Origin of the sequence: Streptomyces sp. NPDC050423 (assembly GCF_040655445.1) — a bacterium.
Classification (GTDB): domain Bacteria; phylum Actinomycetota; class Actinomycetes; order Streptomycetales; family Streptomycetaceae; genus Streptomyces.
Window position 1 is genome coordinate 61197 of record NZ_JBFAJY010000028.1, and the last position, 20210, is coordinate 81406.

21 protein-coding genes are annotated in these 20210 nt (G+C 71.9%); 8 read left to right on the top strand and 13 right to left on the bottom strand.

The window, feature by feature from the left end:
* Positions 1–17: 17 nt before the first annotated feature.
* From AB0I52_RS21155 to AB0I52_RS21170, 4 genes are all read left to right on the top strand, one after another.
* Positions 18–446, top strand: a complete 429-nt coding sequence (locus AB0I52_RS21155; protein WP_363074730.1) for a hypothetical protein — start codon at positions 18–20, stop codon at positions 444–446.
* 593 nt (positions 447–1039) lie between these two features.
* Complete coding sequence (locus tag AB0I52_RS21160; protein ID WP_363074732.1) at positions 1040–1618, top strand: hypothetical protein; 579 nt, start codon at positions 1040–1042, stop codon at positions 1616–1618.
* A gap of 94 nt (positions 1619–1712) precedes the next feature.
* A complete protein-coding gene (locus tag AB0I52_RS21165; protein ID WP_363074734.1) occupies positions 1713–2369 on the top strand; it encodes a helix-turn-helix domain-containing protein in 657 nt (218 codons plus the stop codon).
* Positions 2370–2412: 43 nt separating this feature from the next.
* Positions 2413–3042, top strand: coding sequence for a helix-turn-helix transcriptional regulator (locus tag AB0I52_RS21170; protein WP_363074736.1), 630 nt, complete (start codon positions 2413–2415; stop codon positions 3040–3042).
* Here AB0I52_RS21170 and AB0I52_RS21175 read toward each other — a convergent pair.
* On the bottom strand, positions 2978–3796 hold the full coding sequence (locus AB0I52_RS21175; RefSeq protein WP_363074738.1) for a GDSL-type esterase/lipase family protein: 819 nt from the start codon (positions 3794–3796) through the stop codon (positions 2978–2980). The two genes, AB0I52_RS21170 and AB0I52_RS21175, sit on opposite strands and share 65 nt — an antisense overlap.
* Between AB0I52_RS21175 and AB0I52_RS21180 the strand changes: the two genes are divergently transcribed.
* The gene (locus AB0I52_RS21180; protein WP_363074740.1) at positions 3795–4781 is read left to right on the top strand and encodes a WD40 repeat domain-containing protein; all 987 of its coding nucleotides are present in this window, start codon (positions 3795–3797) and stop codon (positions 4779–4781) included. The genes AB0I52_RS21175 and AB0I52_RS21180 overlap by 2 nt on opposite strands.
* 58 nt (positions 4782–4839) lie before the next feature.
* Here AB0I52_RS21180 and AB0I52_RS21185 read toward each other — a convergent pair whose 3' ends face one another.
* Positions 4840–5235, bottom strand: coding sequence for a PPOX class F420-dependent oxidoreductase (locus AB0I52_RS21185; protein WP_363074742.1), 396 nt, complete (start codon positions 5233–5235; stop codon positions 4840–4842).
* A 102-nt stretch (positions 5236–5337) separates the two neighbouring features.
* Between AB0I52_RS21185 and AB0I52_RS21190 the strand changes: the two genes are divergently transcribed.
* The gene (locus tag AB0I52_RS21190; RefSeq protein WP_363074744.1) at positions 5338–5853 is read left to right on the top strand and encodes a GNAT family N-acetyltransferase; all 516 of its coding nucleotides are present in this window, start codon (positions 5338–5340) and stop codon (positions 5851–5853) included.
* A gap of 35 nt (positions 5854–5888) precedes the next feature.
* Here the strand turns inward: AB0I52_RS21190 and AB0I52_RS21195 are convergent, their stop codons facing one another.
* From AB0I52_RS21195 to AB0I52_RS21230, 8 genes are all read right to left on the bottom strand, one after another.
* Positions 5889–6581 (bottom strand): Uma2 family endonuclease, encoded by a 693-nt coding sequence (locus tag AB0I52_RS21195; protein ID WP_363074746.1) that lies wholly within the window; start codon positions 6579–6581, stop codon positions 5889–5891.
* A 159-nt stretch (positions 6582–6740) separates the two neighbouring features.
* A complete protein-coding gene (serC, locus tag AB0I52_RS21200; protein WP_363074748.1) occupies positions 6741–7859 on the bottom strand; it encodes a phosphoserine transaminase in 1119 nt (372 codons plus the stop codon).
* A 106-nt stretch (positions 7860–7965) separates the two neighbouring features.
* On the bottom strand, positions 7966–9174 hold the full coding sequence (locus tag AB0I52_RS21205) for a cytochrome P450 (RefSeq protein WP_363074750.1): 1209 nt from the start codon (positions 9172–9174) through the stop codon (positions 7966–7968).
* Complete coding sequence (locus AB0I52_RS21210; RefSeq protein WP_363074752.1) at positions 9171–10436, bottom strand: cytochrome P450; 1266 nt, start codon at positions 10434–10436, stop codon at positions 9171–9173. The genes AB0I52_RS21205 and AB0I52_RS21210 overlap by 4 nt, the downstream gene beginning before the upstream one ends.
* Complete coding sequence (locus AB0I52_RS21215; protein WP_363074754.1) at positions 10433–11083, bottom strand: ATP/GTP-binding protein; 651 nt, start codon at positions 11081–11083, stop codon at positions 10433–10435. The genes AB0I52_RS21210 and AB0I52_RS21215 overlap by 4 nt, the downstream gene beginning before the upstream one ends.
* Positions 11064–11429, bottom strand: coding sequence for a DUF742 domain-containing protein (locus AB0I52_RS21220; RefSeq protein ID WP_362955944.1), 366 nt, complete (start codon positions 11427–11429; stop codon positions 11064–11066). The genes AB0I52_RS21215 and AB0I52_RS21220 overlap by 20 nt, the downstream gene beginning before the upstream one ends.
* Positions 11426–11863, bottom strand: coding sequence for a roadblock/LC7 domain-containing protein (locus AB0I52_RS21225; protein ID WP_363074756.1), 438 nt, complete (start codon positions 11861–11863; stop codon positions 11426–11428). The genes AB0I52_RS21220 and AB0I52_RS21225 overlap by 4 nt, the downstream gene beginning before the upstream one ends.
* Positions 11860–13428, bottom strand: coding sequence for an ATP-binding protein (locus AB0I52_RS21230; RefSeq protein ID WP_363074758.1), 1569 nt, complete (start codon positions 13426–13428; stop codon positions 11860–11862). The genes AB0I52_RS21225 and AB0I52_RS21230 overlap by 4 nt, the downstream gene beginning before the upstream one ends.
* A 428-nt stretch (positions 13429–13856) precedes the next feature.
* On the opposite strand from AB0I52_RS21230, the gene AB0I52_RS21235 reads away from it, so the two are divergent.
* Positions 13857–16580: an FAD-binding and (Fe-S)-binding domain-containing protein gene (locus AB0I52_RS21235; protein ID WP_363074803.1), complete on the top strand. Its 2724-nt coding sequence runs from the start codon at positions 13857–13859 to the stop codon at positions 16578–16580.
* Between the two features lie 160 nt (positions 16581–16740).
* Here the strand turns inward: AB0I52_RS21235 and AB0I52_RS21240 are convergent, their stop codons facing one another.
* Both AB0I52_RS21240 and AB0I52_RS21245 read right to left on the bottom strand, forming a co-directional pair.
* A complete protein-coding gene (locus tag AB0I52_RS21240; protein WP_363074760.1) occupies positions 16741–16932 on the bottom strand; it encodes a hypothetical protein in 192 nt (63 codons plus the stop codon).
* 90 nt (positions 16933–17022) lie between these two features.
* Entirely contained in the window at positions 17023–17991 is a 969-nt protein-coding gene (locus AB0I52_RS21245) for a LysR family transcriptional regulator (protein WP_363074762.1), read from the bottom strand.
* A gap of 182 nt (positions 17992–18173) precedes the next feature.
* On the opposite strand from AB0I52_RS21245, the gene AB0I52_RS21250 reads away from it, so the two are divergent.
* The gene (locus tag AB0I52_RS21250) at positions 18174–19187 is read left to right on the top strand and encodes an EamA family transporter (protein WP_363074764.1); all 1014 of its coding nucleotides are present in this window, start codon (positions 18174–18176) and stop codon (positions 19185–19187) included.
* Here AB0I52_RS21250 and AB0I52_RS21255 read toward each other — a convergent pair.
* On the bottom strand, positions 19165–20070 hold the full coding sequence (locus AB0I52_RS21255) for an alpha/beta fold hydrolase (RefSeq protein ID WP_363074766.1): 906 nt from the start codon (positions 20068–20070) through the stop codon (positions 19165–19167). The two genes, AB0I52_RS21250 and AB0I52_RS21255, sit on opposite strands and share 23 nt — an antisense overlap.
* Positions 20071–20210 lie beyond the last annotated feature (140 nt).

Here is a 20210-nt window from a genome sequence, read left to right on the forward strand (position 1 = left end):
GCGCCGACGCTTTACGTATGGAACCGAAAACTTCACCTGACCTGATGCCCGCCTGGATTCCCGCGAGGGGGCACGCCCTGCGTCATGCCGGGATCTACTTCGACGCCGTACGGATCGTCGGGCTGCTGGGCGAGCAAGTGGCGTACGAGGTCATGCAGTTCACCGATTTCCAGGCGGGTCCCATCATCCGGTCCTTGGTCGGGGAGCGGAGTACGTACTTCCTGGTGCCGCCCGGCAGCGCCCGCAGCCACCGGTGGCCAGTCGGGGCTGACGCGTTCGTGCGGGGGGAGGGCGCGGCGTTCGTCGGGGTGCCCGCTGTGGAGGGGCTGACGTATCCGCTGGACTGGCGTTCGCTGCCCACCGCCCAAGTGCCGTTCGTGGATACGGAACTGCTGTTCGAGCTGCTCAACAGTGTGGTGGAGGCGGAGAATTGTGAGGTAACGTGATTGCGTCGTTACGCTCCGTGCGCATTCGCGCATAGGGCGGCCCCCGGGGGTGCTACCAACACCCGGCCGAGGGCCTTCACCCCACGATGGATATTCGAGGTCCACCGAGAATGCTTTTTCATGTTATCGCGCCGTCCTACGGCTATGTGAAGGCGTCCCATGACGTCATCCGGCATCCGCGCCTCGGCAGCGACGCGAAGGTCTTGATCACCTACGTGCAGGGGCTGCCCCCGGGGCGGGCCGAGCGGGCGTTGAGCGATCACGCCAAGTGGATCGGGATCACTGGGCGTGCGTACCAGAAGGCCAAGGCGCAGCTCAAGGAAGACGGGTTCGTGCACGAGTGGCGGCGGCAGAACGACGGAGGGCTGTGGGTGACCGATCAACTCGTCAGCAACGTGTCGCTCTCCGCCGGGGAGGCCCGGAGGTTCCGGGACGCGAGAGCGGAATCACCGCAGGTGGGACCGAGTAGTCACTATCCGACGGTCGGTTATCCGGGCACTCGGTCGGCCGGTGGTTACCTACCGGTTGATGAAGAACGTGAGAAGAACTCAACCCACCCACCCTCCGAGGCGGTTCGGAATTCGATTGAGCCTGTGGAGAGCGAACCGGCGAGCGAACCGGCTCGCGAACCGGAGGTCGAAGTCGAAGTCGGCCCGGAGCGCGACGCCGAGGTCGTCGAGGCCGAACGCGTACTGCTCTCGCTCCGGCACGCCCACCCCCAGCTCCACCTCGGCGTCCGCGAGGCCCGCGGTCTGGCCGAGGCCGCTGCCGACTGGCTTCGGCGCGGGGTGAAGGCGGCGGAGCTGCGGCTCGCGCTGGTCAGCGAGTTGCCGTCGGGCGGGGTGCGGTCGGCCGTGGGGTTCCTGCGGTACCGGCTGGTGCAGAAGCTTCCGGAGCCGGTGTGCGTGGCGGCGTCCGCCCCCGCGGCGCCCGCGCCCCGGGCGCCTGTCGCCTGTGAGGGGCCGGGGTGGGAGCACGTGTTCCGGCCCCGGGGCGAGGAGACGGTGTGCCCGCCGTGTGCGCAGGAGGCCGCGTGGCGGGCGCACGCGGCCAAGTGGGCCGTCTACGAACCCGATCGGGACGAGGGGGACTTCGAGGCCCCCGAGCCGCTGCCCTGGCGGGAGCGGGTCGCGGCGGTCCTCGCGGAGGACGCGGCCGGCCGCGCCGACTGAGGCGTACGGCCGTTCGCTGGTGTGGCGGTTCCACCGCTGACGCGGTGGAGCGAGGAGAGTGGGCCCGGGGGCCTGGACGGACTGAGGAGGACCGGTGGTGGACGCCATGGTTGACCGATGGGACGGAGTTCGGGAGACGAGGGACCCGGTGCGGTGCCGTGAGCAACTGATGGCGGCCGCGCGTACCTTGTTCGCCGTGTACGGGTACGCCCGTACCTCCGTCGAGGACATCTGCGCCGCGGCGCACGTACAACCGCGTGATTTTTACCGCGAGTTCGAATCGCGTGAGGCCATGCTCGTCGACCTGTACGACGAGGTGGCGATCGGCGGGATGCGGGCGGTCGAGGTGGAGCTCTCGGCCGAGGGCATGGAGGCCTGTTCGACGGAGGAACGGATCCGCAGGCTCTTCGGTGCCTATGTGCAGGTCGTCACCCGGGACGCGCAGGCGGCGAGGGTGGCGTTCGTCGAGGTGCTCGGGGTGAGCCGGGCGGTGGACGACCACCTCACGATGTGGCGGTCGGTGTGGGTCGAGTTCCTGACCCGCGAGGCCGAGCGCGCCGCGGAGCGGGGCCATGGGGCGGACGGTGACCTCACGGTCGTCGTGAAGGTGCTGACGCGCTCCGTCGACGAGCTCCTCGCCCACCACGGGCGCCGCCCGCGCCAGGTGCCGGGGGACTGGCTGGCCAGCGAGCTGACCAGGATGTCGCTGGCCATGATGGATCCGGGCGTCGTTCCAGAGGCCTCCGCATGACAAAGCCGGTTGCCGGACCGGCAAACGGAGGCATCATGGGGGAATGGCAGCACATGAGCACGCGGCGGAGGACGGCGGCACGGCGGACGACGACTTCTCGTCCGTCCTGACGGGCGTGGGGCCGCGGCTGCGCGCGCTGCGGACGGAGCGCGGTACGACGCTGGCGCAGCTGAGCGAGTCCACCGGGATCTCGCTCAGCACGCTGTCCCGGCTGGAGTCCGGCGGCCGCAAGCCGACCCTGGAGCTGCTGCTCCCGCTGGCGAAGGCGTACGGGGTGCAGCTGGACGAGCTCGTCGGCGCGCCTGACACCGGCGATCCGCGGGTCACGTTCCGCCCGTTCAACCGGCACGGCATGACGTTCGTGCCGCTGACCCGGCACATCGGCGGGGTGAACGCGTACAAGCAGGTCATGCCCGGTCTGACGGGCCCGCCGGGTCCGGTCGAGCAGCGGGTGCACGAGGGGTACGAGTGGCTCTACGTGCTGTCGGGGCGGCTGCGGCTGGTGCTGGGCGAACACGACCTGGTGCTGAAGGCGGGAGAGGTGGCCGAGTTCGACACGCGTACACCGCACTGGTGGGGCAACGTCGGGCCGGAACCGGTGGAGTTCCTCAGCCTGTTCGGACCGCAGGGGGAGCGGATGCACGTACGGGCGAAGCCGACGGGGAAGCAGTGACGGGCCGGTCCGCCGCCGGGACGTACGGGCCGCCCAGCCCCCATGCCTGGTGCATCGCGGCGGCGTAGGTGGCCGCGAGCCGGTGCTCCCCGGACGGGCCGGGATGCGTGCCGTCGTAGGTGTCCGTGTGGATGTCGTAGCCCGGTGGGCGGGACGCCAGCAGGATCGGGGACATCGGTTCGTCGAGGTCGGCCACGGCCTTGGCGAGGAGTTCGTTGAAGCGGTCGCACTCGGCGGCGAAGGGGGCGTCGGACTCGGCCCGGATGTTCGGTATGACGGGGAGCAGCACGCACCTGATGCGCGGGTTCGCGGTGCGCGCCGCCGCGAGGAACGCGCGGGCGTTGCGGGCGGTCTGCCCGCTGTCGGTGTAGAAGCCGAGGTCTATCAGGCCGAGCGAGACGAGCAGGATGTCCGCGCGGTGCGCGGCGACCGTGTCCGCGATCACCGGGGCCATGTGCAGCCAGCCCTCGCCCCAGCCCGCGAGGTGGTGGCGGGCGGCGGCGGGGAAGGCCGGGGCGCCGTACGCGTACGAGGCGGGGGTGCCCGTGCCGGTGTCGTACAGCTCGGTGCGCGGGCCGACGATCGCGTACGGTCCGCCGAAGGACGCTTCGAGGTGCTGCCACATGCGGTAGCGCCACGTGAAGTCGCCGGCGCGTCCGATGGTCATGGAATCGCCGACGAACATGAAACGCATGGCGCCATCATGGCCGATCATGGCTCCGGCCTGCGACGTGACGATGGACACTTGTGCCATGCGCTCGTATCGACTGACTGCCTTCGGCGCCGCCGCGCTCCTGTCCCTCCCGGCGGCGGTCCCCGCCGTGGCCGACGACGGCGGGGCCGACCGGAGCTTCACGATCAAGGACCCGCGGATCACCGAGTCCAGCGGACTGGCCGCCAGCCGGGCCCACCCGGGGATCTACTGGACGCACAACGACAGCGACGACGGGCCGTACGTCTTCGCCGTCGACTCCCGGACCGGGAAGACCGTCGCGACGATCACCATGAAGGGTGTCGGGGAGCCGCGCGACGTGGAGGCGATCTCGCTCGGACCGGACGGGAACCTGTACGTCGGTGACATCGGCGACAACCTGGACGGCAGCTGGGACCACGTCTGGATCTACCGCTTCCCCGAGCCGAAGGAGCTGCGGGACGCGACGGTCCGCGCGACGCAGTTCGACGTGAAGTACGCGGACGGGCCGCGCAACGCGGAGTCGCTGATGGTCCACCCGAAGACCGGGCGCGTGTACATCGCCTCGAAGAAGGAGGGCGGCGGCGGGCTCTACGAGGGACCCGCGAAGCTCACGGCCGGCTCGGACAACATCTTCCGGCGGGTCGGCGAGGTGCCGTGGGTGACGGACGGGGCGTTCTCGCCGGACGGGAAGGAACTGGTGCTGCGCTCGTACTTCAGCGCGCGCGGCTACGCGTTCGCGAACGGCAGGCTCGGGAAGGACTACCCGGTCGAGTCCCCGCTGCTGAGGCAGGCCGAGTCGGTCACGTACACGGCAGACGGCTCGGCGCTGATGTACGGCTCCGAGGGTGAGCAGAGCGATGTGGTGCGGGTGGACCTGAAGAACGGCGGCGAATCCGGCCGTACCGGGGTGAAGTCGCCGTCGTCCGCCGGGGCGGGCGGTGACGGCGACGGCGTGCCGGTGAAGGGCACCACGCTGACCGGGATCGCGGTGCTCGCCGGGATCGGTCTGCTGCTGGTCCTGGGCAGGCGGCGCAGGAAGGGCTGACGGCCGCGGGGACACCTGCCGCGCCCGGCCCGGCCCGGCCCGGCGGCGGCCCGGCCCGTCAGGAGTCGAGCGGGCGGATCTCGTAGTGCAGGGTCCTGTCGCGCTTGATGCGGTGCGTGAGCGGCACGATCACACCGTGCATGACCGGGTACTTGCGGGACAGCAGGCGTGCGGCGTGCGTGTTCTCCTTCGAGCCCGCCGGGAGGAGGCGTGCGTGGGCGGTGATCCGGGGGCCGGTCGGTCTGCCGCGCACCGTGCACGGGCCGATCCTCACCGTGGGGTGGTTGCGCATGCGCTCCACCTTCCACGCCGACGAGAACGTACGGATGTAGGCGTGATCGCCCTCGACGGCGATGTTGACGGGGGTGTCGGCGTGCGTTCCGTCCTGCCGCCGGGTGCTGAGGAGGACGGCGTACTGCTTCACGAAGGGCTTGAGCTCAGGGGTCGTGTCCATAGCTTCCATGATCCGCAGGCCCGGCGCCGTGTCATCCCCGGGCGCACGGCCGGACGAGCGTTTCGCGGCTGCCACCGGGCATGGTCGTAAGATCATTCGATCATGACGACTGACACCGGGCCCGTGCCCTTCTCCACGCCACGCCTGGACGCCCGGCCCCTGCGGGTGGCACACGCGGACGAGATGGCCGCCGTACTCTCCGACCCGGCCCTGCACACCTTCACCGGCGGCGCCCCGGAGGACGCGGACGCCCTGCGGATCCGCTACGCCCGCCAGTGCGCCGGCTCCCCGGACCCGGCCGAGCGGTGGTGGAACTGGGTGCTCGCGGTGCGCGGCGAGCACCGCCTGGCGGGCTATGTGCAGGCGACGGTGAACCTGACCGACGCGCAGGCGGAGATCGCCTGGGTGATCGGGTCCGGATGGCAGGGCCGGGGCTACGCCAAGGAGGCGGCCGTGGGCCTCGTGGCGCATCTGCTGGACGGGGGAGCGGTGCGTACGGTCGTCGCCCACATCCACCCCGACCACGCGGCGTCCGCAGCGGTGGCCGCCGCGGCGGGGCTGGTGCGGACCGAGGAGTGGGAGGACGGCGAGGTGCGGTGGCGGCTGGACGCCGCCTGAGCCCCCGTACTCGGGCTCCGGACGGGGCCGGGTGCTCAGCTCTCGGACGGCTCCGGTGACGGCTCGGGCGACGGCTTCGGTGCCGGCTCGCGCTTCGGGCTGGGGCGGCCCGCCGCTACCAGGGCGGCGACGTCGAGTGTGACTTCGGCGCCGATCGAGTCGGGGAGCGTGACCTTGTGGCCGGGCGCGTACACCTCGTGGTTGTCGTACCCGCCGGGGAGGGGTTCCGTGAGGACGTGGACGCGGCCGTGCCTGCGGTCCAGGATGACGTACACGGGGATCTTGGCGGCGGCGTAGGCGGTCACCTTGTTCCGCAGGTCGTTCTGGTAGTTGCCTGAGGTGACCTCAAGGACGAGGCGGAAGGCACCGGGGTCGTAGCAGTTGTTGTCGTTCGGGTGCTCGTCGAAATCGGCGTCGACGACGGCCAGGTCCGGGATGGCGTAGTCGGAGGGGCCGCTGGGCAGCCAGACGCCGACTCCTTGGATGACCGCTGATTCTCCGTCGTCCAGACCGGCATCGATCAGCGGACGCATCAGTTTGGTCAGGGCGCGGCCGTGCGCGCCGTCCGGCGATGGGGCCACGGTGATGACGCCTCCGATGATCTCGACGCGGTGACCCGGGAGCTGCTCCGAGAGCCGGCTGGCGCTTTCGAGCAGTGATTCCGGCTCCTGCCACTTCGGCCGCTCCGGCTCACCGTCACAGGGGTGCTCGACTGCTGCTGCAGACATTGAGGGCCTCCTGAAAGGGCTGATGTCAAGAACATCATCGTAGGACTGTGTGCCCGTTCGCGGCGTGCACGCCCCGCGCCACCCTGTCGAGTGAAGCAGAAACGGCCCTGCGCACGTAGTCACGTGTGCAGGGCCGTTCCGGACGCGTCAGCGGTGGAACTACAGCTTCTCGATCACGTAGTCGATGCACGCCGTCAGCGCCTGGACGTCCGACGGGTCGATCGCCGGGAACATCGCCACGCGCAGCTGGTTGCGGCCCAGCTTGCGGTACGGCTCCGTGTCGACGATGCCGTTGGCGCGCAGCACCTTGGCGACCGCGGCGGCGTCGATCTCGTCCGCGAAGTCGATGGTGCCGATGACCTGCGAGCGCTTGGCCGCGTCGGTGACGAACGGGGTCGCGTACTTGGAGTCCTCGGCCCAGCCGTACAGGTGGCCGGAGGAGGCGGCCGTGCGGCCGGTGGTGAAGTCCAGGCCGCCCTGGGTGTTCATCCAGGTCAGCTGCTCGTTCAGGAGGAAGAGCGTGGCCAGGGCCGGGGTGTTGTACGTCTGGTTCTTCAGGGAGTTGTCGATCGCCGTGGGCAGCGAGAAGAACTCCGGGATGTGGCGGCCGGAGGCGTGGACGCGGGTCGCGCGCTCCAGGGCCGCCGGGGAGAAGACGCCGATCCAGAGGCCGCCGTCGGAGGCGAAGGACTTCTGCGGGGCGAAGTAGTAGACGTCCGTCTCGGCGATGTCGACCGGCAGGCCGCCCGCGCCGGAGGTGGCGTCCACCAGGACGAGGGAGCCCTCGTCGGCGCCCGCGACGCGCTTGACCGGGGCCGCGACACCGGTCGAGGTCTCGTTGTGCGTGAAGGCGTAGACGTCGACGCCCGCCTCGGCCTTCGGGTCCGGGTGGGTGCCCGGGTCGGAGGCGATGACGGTCGGGTCGGCCAGCCACGGGGCGAGCTTGGCGGCCTTCGCGAACTTCGAGGAGAACTCACCGAAGTTGAGGTGCTGGGACTTCGACTCGATCAGACCGTGCGTCGCGATGTCCCAGAAGGCGGTGGAGCCGCCGTTGCCCAGGATCACTTCGTAGCCGTCGGGGAGGGAGAAGAGGTCGCGCACTCCGTCACGTACCGCGCCGACCAGGTTCTTCACCGGAGCCTGGCGATGCGACGTACCGAGCAGGGATGTTCCGGTGGCGGCCAGCGCGTCGAGCGCCTCCGTCCGCACCTTGGAAGGACCGGCGCCGAAGCGTCCGTCGGCGGGCTTGATGTCAGCGGGAATCTGGATGTCGGCCACGACTCGGAGCGTAGTCCTTCGGTACGACGGCTACGCATCCTGTCCGTCGGATGAGACGCGCGATCCGGTTCGTGGATGCCGGATCGCGCGTCCCGGACGGGCCAGCTCAGCCCAGTTCGACCGGGAGGTCGAACAGGTCGTTCTGGGTGACGATCGGCTTGTTGCGCAGCTCGGAGGCCGGTACCGCGAGGTCGAGCTCCGGGAAGCGCTCGTAGAGCGCGGGGAGTGCGACCTCCGCCTCCAGCCGGGACAGCGCCGCACCCGGGCAGACGTGCGGGCCGTGGCCGAAGGCGATGTGGCGGTTGGGGGAGCGGGACGCGTCGAACTCCCCTGCGGTCGGCCCGTACTGCTGCTCGTCCCGGCCCAGTGCGCCGAAGGAGACGATCAGCGCCTCGCCCTTGGGGAGGACCTTGTCACCGACCGCCACGTCCTCGGTCGCGAAGCGGATCAGGACGTGCGACGTCGGGGTGTTCCAGCGCAGGGTCTCCTCGATCACGTTCTCCCACGGCACCTCGCCGCCGAGTACCCGCTTGCGCTGCTCGGGGTGGGTCTGGAGGGCGACGACGGCGTTCACGATCAGGCTGATCGTCGTCTCGTGGCCGGCCGCGATGATCAGCTGGAGGGTGTTGACGATCTCCTCGTTGCTGAGGCGGTCGCCGTCCTCGGAGGCCGCGATCAGGGCGCTGGTCAGGTCGTCGCCCGGCTCGGCCCGCTTGCCGGCGACGATCTTCGTGAAGAGCGCGCCGAGGTCCGCCATCATCTGCGGGACCTCCTCCGGCGGCGTCTGCGTCGAGAAGAACTTCTCGAACAGTTCCTTGAGGCGGGGGTGGTCGGCCCCGTCCACGCCCATCAGTTCGCTGATGACGTTCATCGGCAGCGGGTACGCGAACTCCGCCTTCAGGTCGACCTTCTCGCCCTTGGGCAGCGCCGCGAGGCGGTCCAGGCTCGCGGTCGTGAGCGCCTCGATGCCCGCGCGCAGCCGCTCCACCCGCTTCACCGTCAGGGCCTGCGCCACCAGGGTGCGCAGCCGGCGGTGGTCGGCGCCGTCGACGGTCAGCATGGAGCGGCCCGGGTTGGCGAGGCCGATCAGCGGCCAGTCCAGGGGTATCTCGCCGCGCTGCCAGGCGCCCCAGACGTTGATGTCCTTCACGATCCGGGCGTCGGTCAGCAGTTGCCGCGCCTCGGCGTGGTGCGTCACCGCGTAGCAGTGCACCCCGCCGGGCAGCTCCACCTCGGCGAGTGGCCCCGCGGCACGCAGCGCGGTGCTCTCGCCGTCGAGGTCGGCGACGAAGGGGTCGAGGACGATCCGGGTCATTGCTGGCCTCCGATGGCGGGTCCTGCGGCGGGGGTGGGCGTGAAGGCGACGGGGAGGTCTGTCAGCCCCCGCAGCCAGGGGGACGGGCGCCGGGTGAGCTGTCCGGCGGGGACGGCGAGATCGATGTCCGGGAGGCGGTCGAGGAGTACCTCGATGCCGGTACGGGCGATGACCTCGGCGGTCTCCTGGGCCGGGAAGGGGCAGCGGTGCTCGCCGTGGCCGAAGGAGAGGAACGCGTTGTTGCCGCCGGTCAGCGCGGAGCCGTCGGTGCGGATCTGCGGGTCGGCGTTGGCCGCGGCGATGCCCAGGAGCAGCAGGTCGCCCGCCTGGATGTGACGGCCCCCGAGATGGGTGTCGCGCGAGGCCCAGCGGCCCGCGACGTTCTGGGTCGGGGTGTCCTCCCAGAGGACTTCGTTCATGGCCTCGGCGACGCTGTGCCGGCCGCCCGAGAGCGAGGCGGCGAACCGGTCGTCGGTGAGCATCAGCCGCAGCGAGTTGCCCATCCAGTCCGCGGTCGGCTGGTGGCCGGCGGCCATCATGACCATCAGGTCCTGGGCGATCTCCTCGTCCGTGAAGCCGCCGGGGTCGGCCAGCATCCGGGTGGCGACGTCGTCGCCGGGCTCGGTGTGCTTGTCGGCCAGCAGCTGGAACATCGAGGTGGCGAGGTGCGTCTGCCCGGCGAGCGCGCGCTCCCGGCCGTCGATCATGTCGTTGATCGAGCCGACGAGCGCGTCGCCGACCTCGTCGCTGAAGCCGTAGATGCGGGCCAGGACGCGGGCGGGGAGCAGCATCGCGTACTCGGCGATGATGTCGGTCCCGCCCTTGGAGCAGAACCGGTCGATCAGCTCGTCGGCGAACTCCTCCGCGTACCGCTTCAGCGAGAAGGGGTCGACCGCCTCCAGGGCGTCGCTGATCATCCGGGCGCGCTCGACGTGCCGGGGGCCGACCGTGTAGAGGATCGACGGCTGCTTGCGGCCGATCATCGGCAGCAGCGGCCAGTCGTCGGGGATGTGCTCCCACTGGCTCCACAGGTCGGAGTCGCGGCTGAACAGCACCGGGTCGCTGGTGAGCTGGTGCAGTTCGCGGTAGCCGAGCACCAGCCAGGCCGGGATGTCGCCGTCCAGGACGACGGGTGCCACGGAGCCGTGGTCCCGGCGCATCTCCCGGTACAGCTGGGTGGGTTCGGTCTGGAACCGTGGCCCGGACAGTGGTGCGCGGCCGTGCGCCGGGCAGCCCGGGGGCGGTTCGGTGGGCTGGGTCACGTGGTGTGCTCCGGGGTCTTCTCCGGCGTGGTCTCCGGAGGGGTGGCGGCGGAGGAGCTGGCCGTGCCCCTGGAGAGGGCGTACAGGTGCTCCACCAGCGTGATCAGTACGTACTTGCTGGAGGACCGGTCCCGGGCGTCGCACTCCACGAGCGGTACGTCCTCGGAGAGGTCGAGCGCCTCCCGGATCTGCTGCTCGGTGTGGAAGCTGCCGCCGAAGTCGTTGCACGCCACGATGAACGGAGTGCCGTGGTGCTCCAGCCGGTCGATGGCGTACCAGGAGTCGGCGAGGCGCCGGGTGTCGACGAGCACGACGGCACCGAGCGTGCCGGAGAACAGCCGGTCCCACAGGAACCAGAAGCGCTCCTGGCCGGGCGCGCCGAACAGGTACAGCACCGAGCGTTCGTCGAGGGTGATCCGGCCGAAGTCGAAGGCGACGGTGGTGGACGTCTTGGAGTGCACGCCGTCGAGGTGGTCGACCGCCTCACCCGCGCGGGTCATCGTCTCCTCCGTGTTGAGCGGACGGATCTCGCTCACGGATCGGACCATGGTGGTCTTGCCGACCCCGAAGCCACCGACGACGACTATCTTCAGTCCGTTGTCGGCCGTGGCCTGCAGGGCGGCACGGTCAGAGGTTGCGGAGTCCAACGAGCACCTGTTCCAGGATGTCGGGGTCGGGGAGCCGGTCCGCGACGCGTGCGGTACGAGGGTGGCGGGCGCTGATCCGGCTGGTGTCGAGCAGGTCGCACAGCAGGATGCGCACGATGCTGACGGGCAGGTTCAGGCTCGCGGCGATCTCGACGACCGCGGTGGGCCGTTCGCACATTCGCAGGATCGCGACGTGCTCCGACTGCATACCGGGGGCCGGTTCGCATTCCGAGACGACGAGTGTCACCAGGTCGAAGGCGGCCGAGTCGGAGCGGCTGCGGCCACCGGTGAGGGTGTAGAGCCGGTCCGGGTCGTCGTCCCGGCCGGGACGGGGGCGCGGCGTCATACGGCCGCGTTCTCGGAGGCCCCGGGAGCCTCGGCGGGCTCGCGCGGCGGGGCGACGAGGTGTTCGCCGAGCTGTTCGACGAGCTCGCTCATGTTGTGCCCGACGAGGCCGACGTCGGCGTCCTCGGAGGCGACGACGGCGAGGTGGGCGCCGGCGCCCGCCTCCACGATGAACAGCACGCCGCCGTAGAACTCGGCCATCGCGGACCGTACGCCGCCGGTGCCGTCGCCGAACTCGACGGACGCGCCGTGCGACAGGCTCTGGATGCCGGCCGAGATCGCGGCCAGCTGGTCAGCCTGGTCGACGGAGAGCTCGGGGGTACGGCACAGCTTGAGGCCGTCCCTGGACAGCACGAGGGCGTGGCGGGCGCCGGGGGTGCGCTCAAGGAGCCCCTCCAGCAGCCAGTTGAGCTTCTCGTCCGTGGTCGCGGTCATCGGGTGTTGCCTTCCGGGTGCGGGGAGGTGGGCCGTACGGCCTGGCGGAAGCTGCTGAAGCGGGCTGCCTGGGCCTTGGGATCGGACGTACGGGTCCGGGGGTTCGTTGCGTCGGCGTCGGCGTCGGCCGAGGCCCTGGCGCGGGACTCGGCGGCGGCCAGGGTGCGGCCGCGGGAGCGCTTGGGAAGGCCGCTCTCGCCGAACCGGGGGAGACTGCCGGTGGTGTCCGAGGTGGTGCCGGAGTCGGAGCGCGGGATCTCCTGGGTGCGGGAGCTGTCCCGGGTGCCGTCGGCCGGACCGGTGCCGTCGGTCCGGTCCGCTGCCCCGGTCCTGTCGGGCCCGTCGGTCCTGTCGGTCCTGTCGGTTCCGTCGGCTCCGGAGGCGTGGACCGGCTCGGGTTCACGCGGGGGAGCGGCCGCCGGACGGGCTGCGGGTTCCGGGGCGGGTTCCGGCGTCGAGGCCGGTGCCGGCGTCGGGGTTCTGGTGATGACCTCCTGCGGGAGCATCATCAGCGCGCCCGTGCCACCGCGCGCCGACGGCCGGAAGGAGACCGTCAGCCCGTGCTTGCGGGCCAGCCGGCCGACGACGGCGAGGCCGAGCCGGGTGCCGGAGAGACCGGTCAGGTCCTGGTTGGCCGCGGAGACGGCGCGTTCGGCGCGGCGCAGCTGCACATCGCTCATGACCAGGCCGCTGTCCTCGACGGTCAGCACGATGCCGGCCGGCACCTCCTCCACGTACACGTGGACCTCGGCGGTGGGCGGCGAGAAGTTCGCGGCGTTGTCGAGGAGTTCGGCCAGCGCGTGCATGACGCCCTCGGCGGCGTGCCCGGCGACGGCGACATCGCTGGTGGAGTGGAGGCGTATCCGCTGGTACCCGCTGATCCGGCCCATCGCGCCGCGCAGGATGGACTCCATGACGATGGGCTTCGCCCAGCGCCGTCCGGAGCGCGCGCCGGTCAGCACGGCGATGGAGTCGGCCAGTCGGCCCGCCTGGGCGGTGCGGTGGTCCAGGTGCAGCAGATCGCCCAGGACTTCTTCGGAGGCGTGCCGGTTCTCCATGTCGCGCAGGTCGGCGAGCATGCTCGTGGCGAGGGCCTGCATCCGTCCCGCGGCGTTGGCGCACGCGGCGACGGCGGCGGAGCGCTCGGTCTCGCTGCGCGAGACGCGGGCCTTGAGCTTGGCGTTCTCGGCGCTGAGGCGTTCGGCGGCGGCCGCGGCCTGTGCGATGAGCCGGTCCCTCTCGGCGGCGGCGGCCGATTTCATCCTCGCCGTCTCGGCGGTGAAGCGCTGGGCGTCGTAGGCGGAGGCGGAGACCATCCGGGAGGTCTCGGCGGTGAACCGGCTGCTCTCGGCCGCGTGCATCTCGCGCAGTCGGCGCACCGTGGCGCGGGCGTGGACGGAGGCGGCGACGGCGGCGGACAGCAGCACGGCGGCGGAACCCGCTCCCCACGCCACTGTGGTCCTGGCCGATTCGGGGGCGGCGACGGCTGCCCAGAGGCACAGGGATCCGGTGATGACCACCGTGACCAGCAGTGCCAGTGCGGTCGGCCTGGTTGAGGGGCGCAAGCGGAGTCCTTGGGACGCGGACGGTGACGGACGGGGTGGTTCGGGCAAATCGCTACGGCGGGGATCAAATGCCACAACTGGAACAGATGATTCCCAGACAAGTCTGAGTCACTATATGAGAATTGACGATCTGTTTGGGAAGAACTTGTGGTGCTCTCTGTTGCGTATATGTTCGGGCGCTCGTCGGATTCAGGCGTATTGACGTATTCGACAGAAACGCGCAGGCCCGGAAGACCACCTGCCCCGACCGGCGGCATCCTGTCCGGATGGCACCTCGCGAGTCAACAACAGGCCCCGAAGCACGCCCCGAAGCCGGTCGCGACGCAGACCCCGGAGCCGGTCCCGACCGCACCGCGCTCGCCGCCGAACTGCGCTCCGCCGTACGCGGCGACGTCGCGTTCGACGCCACCGCGCGGGCCCTGACGACGATGGACGCGTCCAACTACCGCCGGGTGCCGCTCGGCGTCGTCGCCCCGCGCGACGCCGACGACATCGCCGCCGCGCTCGCCGTCTGCCGCGCGCACGGGGTGCCCGTCGTGCCGCGCGGCGGCGGTACGTCCATCGCCGGGCAGGCCACCGGTACCGGCGTCGTCCTCGACCTCACCCGCCACTTGCGGTCGGTCGTCGAGCTGGACGCCGGCGCCCGTACGGCGGTGGTCCAGCCGGGCGTCGTCCTGGACGACCTGCGGGCCGCCGCCGCACCGCACGGGCTCACCTTCGGCCCGGACCCCTCCACGCACAGCCGCTGCACGATCGGCGGCATGATCGGCAACAACTCCTGCGGCTCGCACTCGGTCGCCTGGGGCACCACCGCCGACAACGTCCACGCCCTGACCGTCGCCCGCTACGGCGGCGACACCCTGCGCCTGGAACGGGGCGCGGCCGGGCCCCCCGGGCTCCCGGAGCTGGTCGCCGCCCACCTCGCCCTCCTGCGCACCGGATTCCCCGAACTCCCGCGCCGCATCTCCGGGTACGCCCTGGACGCGCTGCTGCCCGAGCGCGGCCCCGACCCCGCCCGCGCGTTCTGCGGCAGCGAGGGCACCCTCGGCGTGGTGACGGAGGCGACGCTGCGGCTCGTCGAGGCGCCCGCCGCCCGCGCGCTCGCCGTGCTCGGCTACGCCGACGAGGCCGCCGCCGCCGAGGCCGCCCCCGGCCTCCTCCCGCACCACCCGCTGACCGTCGAGGGCATGGCCGCCGACCTCGTACGCGAACCGGCCGGGCTGCCGCGCGGGGCTGCCTGGCTCTTCGTCGAGACGGGCGGCGCCACCCCGGCCGAGGCACGGGCGCACGCCGAACGGATCGCCGGGACCGCGTCCGCCGACGCGGTGGACACCGCCGTCGTCACCGACCCGGCCGGGCAGCGGGCGCTGTGGCGCATCAGGGAGGACGCCGCCGGCACCGCCACCCGGACGCCCGGGGGCGGTGAGGCCTGGCCCGGCTGGGAGGACTGCGCCGTGCCGCCCGCCCGGCTCGGCCCCTACCTCCGCGACTTCCGCGCCCTGCTCACCGAGCACGGGCTGCGCGGCACCCCGTACGGGCACTTCGGCGACGGCTGCATCCACGTCCGGATCGACTTCGACCTGCTGAGCGGCGACGGCGTGGCCCGCTTCCGCCGCTTCTCGGAGGAACTCGCCTCGCTCGTCGTCGCACACGGCGGATCGCTCTCCGGCGAACACGGCGACGGCCAGGCCCGCGCCGAACTCCTGCCGAGGATGTACGGGAGCGAACTGGTCTCCCTCTTCACCCGGTTCAAGGACCTCTGGGACCCGGACGGCGGCATGAACCCCGGCATCCTCGCCCGCCCCGCCCGGCTGGACGAGAACCTGCGCTTCGACGTGCTGCCCCGAAAGCCGGTCGACGTGGCGTTCGGCTACCCGCACGACGGCGGCGACTTCTCGGCAGCGGTGCGCAGATGCGTCGGCGTCGCCAAGTGCCGTACGCGGGAGGCCTCGGGCCCGGCCGTGATGTGCCCGTCCTTCCGCGCGACCGGCGAGGAGGCCCACTCGACCCGAGGCCGGGCCCGGCTGCTGCACGAGATGCTGGCCGGCCCCGCGGGCGGGGTGATCACGGACGGCTGGCGCTCGACGGAGGTACGGGACGCGCTCGACCTGTGCCTGTCCTGCAAGGGCTGCCGCAGCGACTGCCCGGTGGGCGTCGACATGGCCACGTACAAGGCGGAGTTCCTGCACCACCACTACCGGCACCGGCTGCGCCCCGCCGCCCACTACACGATGGGACGGCTCCCGGTGTGGCTGCGCCTGGCGTCGCCCTTCGCGGGCGCGCTGAACGCGCTGGCCCGGGTGCGGCCGCTGGCGGCCCTGGTCAAGCGGCCGGCCGGGATCGCACCGGAGCGTGGCATCCCGGTCCTGGCGCGCGAGACGTTCACCCGGTGGCTGGGCAGGCGCCGGGGCAAGGGGACGTCTCTCCTCTCCGGCGACGAGGTGGCCACCGTCTGGCCCGACACCTTCACCGAACACCTCTCGCCCGAGGTGGGCCGGGCGGCGGTGCGGGTCGTGGAGGCGGCGACGGGCCGCCGGGTGGTCCCGGCCGGCCGCGGACTGTGCTGCGGCCTCACGTACGTCTCGACGGGGCAGCTGGACCGGGCCCGCAAGGTGATGCGCCGCACCCTGGACCGGCTGGCCGGCACGCACGGCTCACCCGTGATCGTCCTCGAACCGAGCTGCGCGGCCACCCTCCGCGGCGACCTCCCGGAACTCCTCCCCGACGACCCCCGCGCCGCCGGACTGGCCGCCTCGGTCCACACCCTGGCCGAGTACCTGGAGAAGTACGCCCCCGACTGGCGGCCCCCGCGCCTGGACCGCCCGGTCACCGGCCAGACGCACTGCCACCAGCACGCGGTCCTGGGCGACGGGCCGGACCGCCGGCTGCGCGAACGGGCGGGCCTGACCGGCGAACTGACCGGCGGCTGCTGCGGGCTGGCCGGCAACTTCGGCTTCGAACGCGGCCACTGGGAGGTCTCCGCGGCCTGCGCCGAGGACGCGCTGCTGCCGGCGGTACGGGGGGCGGCGCCCGGTACGGAGATCCTGGCGGACGGGTTCTCCTGCCGCACCCAGCTGGACCAGCTGGGCGGAGTGCGGGCGCGGCACCTCGCGGAGGTTCTGGCGGAGGCTCTGGAGTCAGGGAACTCTTAACGACCTGGTGCACGATAGTGAGCGGGCTCCCGACGCCCTGCGACTCCGCCTCCGGCGTTGTCGTCGGTCAACGACGCTCCGCGTCGATTCCCTCCTCCGCCTTGGATTCGAAGCCGCATGACGCCGCTCGCTGACCCGCTCCCCATCGCGCACCAGGTCGTTAAGCCGGCGCGTGAACCGGCAGTCCGAAGTCCGTGGCGGCTCGGGCCAGTTCGCCGTCGTACGTGACGAAGGCGGTGAGGCCTACCCGGAACGGTTCGGCGGTGGCGAGATGGATCGAGTCCAGGGCGCCGAGCCTGCGCGCCTGGTAGGCGGCGGCCACGATTCCGTGCACGTTGATGGTGTCCGACAAGGTGCCCCCGGTTGCTGCGTTGCGTGTGCGTTCCTCTGTGCGTTCCTCGTTCAGAGCACCCCAACTGCGCGGCCCGGCCCGGAAATTGCCTCACTCCGTGACGTCTCGCCCCACGATCTCGCGGGCCAGCGCCGCGAGATCGGCGAGCGCCGGGTGGCCGGGGGCGTCGCGGCGGGCGAGCAGTACCGGCACGGTGGGGGCGTCGGTGAGCGGCCGGTAGACGACACCGGCGTGCGGGTGCATGGCAGCGGTCGAGGCGGTGGAGACCCCGGCGCCGCGGCCCGCCGCGATGGCGGTCAGCCAGTCGTCGGTGTTGGCGACGGTGAGGGTGGCGGCGGGCCGCGCGGACGGCGGCCACAGGTCGGGGGTGGTGGTGCCGGAGACGGTGTTCAGGACGACGGTGCCGCTCGCCAGATCGGCGAGCCGGAGCGCGGTGCGGGCGGCCAGCGGGCCGTCCGCCGCCACGGCCGCGACCCGCTTCTCGTCGAACAGCACCTCGGTGAGGAGGCCGGGCGCCTCGACCGGCCCGCGCAGCAGTGCGGCATCGACCTCGCCACGGGTCAGCCCGGCCGTGCGGTCGTCGATCCGCAGGAGTTCGAGCGGGGTCTGCGGATACCGCTCCTGCCAGCTGCGGAGCAGCGGTGTGGTGTAGCGGCCGAACGCGGACCAGGCGTGCCCGAGCCGCAGCGGCCGCCGCCGCAGCCCGCCGGGGTCGAGCGCCTCGTCGAACGCGGCCACCGCGGCGGCGGCCTTGTCGCGGAAGGCGACGCCCTCGGGGGTGAGGACCAGGTGGTGGGTGGAGCGGTCGACGAGCCGGATGCCGAGGTGCCGCTCCAGGGCGGCCAGGGTCCGCGAGACGGCGGGCTGGGTGAGCCGGAGCCGGGAGGCGGCCCGGGTGACGCTGGACTCGTCGGCCACGGCGAGGAACGCCCGCAGATGCCGGATCTCGACCCCACGCCCGGCGCTCGCGCCGGAGCCCCGGCCTGTCCTCGTGCTCCGGCCTGTCCCCGTGCCCCGGCCTGTCCCCGTGCCCCGGTCCGTGCCCTGTCCTGTACTCATGCGCGGGAAGCATAACGGGAGCCCAGTCGGCATTTCACGCGCCGCGCGGAGGTGCCTACGGTAAGGGGATGGGCTGCACGGGATGAGTGCAGTATCTTCAATTGGATGGTGCAGTGTGTTGCACTGTGCCGCATTTGCATCGCATGTGACGTAATTCGTGAACTCAGGAAGTCAGGCCACAGGTGAACGACCAGGGCACCGCCGCAGAAACGGCCGCGGCATTCGCCACCCCGGAAGCGGCCACCGCGCTCGGCGGACCGGGCGAGCCGGCCGGACCCGGCGAGCCGGGCCGTGCCGGAGGGCGCAGAGCCGCGCTCGCCCCGATCGCGCTGGTGGTGGCGGGCGGCCTCTCCGTTCAGTTCGGCGCGGCGGTCGCGGTCCTGCTGATGCCGAAGGCGGGCGCCCTCGGTGTCGTCACGCTGCGGCTGGTCCCCGCCGCGCTGGTGCTGCTCGTGGTGTGCCGCCCCAGGCTGCGCGGGCACTCGCGCGCCGACTGGGGCACGGTGCTCGCGTTCGGCGTCGCGATGGGCGGCATGAACACGCTCTTCTACCAGGCCGCCGACCGCATCCCGCTCGGCGCGGCCGTCACCCTGGAGGTGCTGGGCCCGCTCGCCCTCTCGGTCTTCGCCTCGCGCCGCCTGGTCAACCTGGTCTGGGCGGCCCTCGCGCTGGGCGGGGTCCTGCTGCTGAGCGGCGGCGGCTTCGACCGGCTCGATCCGGTGGGCGCCGCGTACGCCCTCGGCGCGGGGGCCATGTGGGCGGCGTACATCATCTTCAGCGCCCGCACCGGCCGCCGTTTCCCGCAGGCCGACGGACTGGCCATGGCGATGGTGGTGGCGGCCCTGCTCTCGCTGCCGCTCGGCATCATGGAGGCGGGCTCGAAGCTCCTGGTGCCCAGCACGCTCGGACTGGGCGCGGCCGTCGCGGTGCTGAGCTCGGTCCTCCCGTACACCCTCGAACTGATGGCGCTGCGCCGGCTGCCCGCGGCCACCTTCGCGATCCTCATGAGCCTGGAACCCGCCATCGCGGCCACGGCCGGCTTCCTCATCCTCGACCAGGCGCTCTCCACCACGGACGCCCTGGCCATCGCGCTCGTCATCGGCGCGAGCATGGGGGCGGTACGCGGTCAGATCGGCAGCGGTAGCGGCGGCCGGGGCCGGAGGGCTCGGAAGGCTACCGGGTCACCTGCGCGGTGACACGCCGGACCGCCTTGACGGCGAGGTCGGCGCGGTCCACGTAGATGTGGTGGGCGCTGTCGGCGGCGGTGCTGAGCTTGCTGTTGCCGGAGATCCCGGCCCACTTGTGCTGCCCCTCGGTCCACACCCGCTCCAGGCCGGCCCCGTACACGGGGAACGCGCCGAGGTACTTGGTGCCGTGCTGGACGACCTCCACCGGGATGTCCCCGGCCGGGCGCACCGCTGCGTCGGGGAAGGCGAGCTTCTCCGAGTTCTGGCCCCGGGCGACCGCGACGGCCTGCTCCCGCAGCTGGGCGCTCGGGCCGGTGGCCGACGCGGGGATCACTTTCTGGATGTCGCCGCTCGTCGTCGGTGAGGTGGCGTCCAGCAGAACCAGACCCTTGACCCTGTCCTGGTGGTCGGGGGCGTACCGGGCGGCGACGAGCCCGCCCAGCGAGTGTCCCACCAGGACGACCGGAGTGTCACCGGCGACCTGGTCGAGCACGCCGGTGAGGATCTTCCCGCCGGCAGCGAGGGACTGGACCCCGGACGGCTTGTCGCTCCCGCCCTGGCCGAGCCGGTCGTAGGAACAGACCCGGTGCTCCGTGCCGAGGGTCTTGCGGAAGGCGGCCGTCTTGGTCAGGTCGTCGTCCAGCCCGGCCAGCACGACGACGACCGGCTTGCCGTCCGTCCGGCTGCCCGAGCAGGCGACGTTCACCGAGCTGCCCCGGATGCTGATCTTCTTCGTTCCGGAGAGCCCGTCCAGGGCGGGCTTCGACAGCGAAGGGTTGTCGTCCAGTCCCTCCAGGAAGCCCTCGTCATCGTCGTCGCACGCCACGAGTCCCGCACAGGCCGCGGTGATGCACAGTGCGGCCAGGGCGGTCTTCCTGATGATGCGCGCCATTTCGTCCTCCGAACAGGAAAAGGGGTAGGGGGGGTGTCCGCATCGGTGGCTGTGATGCGTCGTCGGCCCTGACGCTACGGAGACGGCGGCCTCGAATCATCACCCTGCGGAGCGCACCTGCGGGTAGCTCGCACGGGGGA

Excerpts from the sequence above, each read along its gene's own strand:
- AB0I52_RS21155 (WP_363074730.1), top strand. The coding sequence starts at position 18 with ATGGAACCGAAAACTTCACCTGACCTGATGCCCGCCTGGATTCCCGCG.
- AB0I52_RS21170 (WP_363074736.1), top strand. The coding sequence starts at position 2,413 with ATGGCAGCACATGAGCACGCGGCGGAGGACGGCGGCACGGCGGACGAC.
- AB0I52_RS21180 (WP_363074740.1), top strand. The coding sequence starts at position 3,795 with ATGCGCTCGTATCGACTGACTGCCTTCGGCGCCGCCGCGCTCCTGTCC.
- AB0I52_RS21175 (WP_363074738.1), bottom strand. The coding sequence starts at position 3,796 with ATGGCACAAGTGTCCATCGTCACGTCGCAGGCCGGAGCCATGATCGGC.
- AB0I52_RS21185 (WP_363074742.1), bottom strand. The coding sequence starts at position 5,235 with ATGGACACGACCCCTGAGCTCAAGCCCTTCGTGAAGCAGTACGCCGTC.
- AB0I52_RS21190 (WP_363074744.1), top strand. The coding sequence starts at position 5,338 with ATGACGACTGACACCGGGCCCGTGCCCTTCTCCACGCCACGCCTGGAC.
- AB0I52_RS21195 (WP_363074746.1), bottom strand. The coding sequence starts at position 6,581 with ATGTCTGCAGCAGCAGTCGAGCACCCCTGTGACGGTGAGCCGGAGCGG.
- AB0I52_RS21205 (WP_363074750.1), bottom strand. The coding sequence starts at position 9,174 with ATGACCCGGATCGTCCTCGACCCCTTCGTCGCCGACCTCGACGGCGAG.
- AB0I52_RS21220 (WP_362955944.1), bottom strand. The coding sequence starts at position 11,429 with ATGACGCCGCGCCCCCGTCCCGGCCGGGACGACGACCCGGACCGGCTC.
- AB0I52_RS21225 (WP_363074756.1), bottom strand. The coding sequence starts at position 11,863 with ATGACCGCGACCACGGACGAGAAGCTCAACTGGCTGCTGGAGGGGCTC.
- AB0I52_RS21235 (WP_363074803.1), top strand. The coding sequence starts at position 13,857 with ATGGACGCGTCCAACTACCGCCGGGTGCCGCTCGGCGTCGTCGCCCCG.
- AB0I52_RS21245 (WP_363074762.1), bottom strand. The coding sequence starts at position 17,991 with ATGAGTACAGGACAGGGCACGGACCGGGGCACGGGGACAGGCCGGGGC.
- AB0I52_RS21255 (WP_363074766.1), bottom strand. The coding sequence starts at position 20,070 with ATGGCGCGCATCATCAGGAAGACCGCCCTGGCCGCACTGTGCATCACC.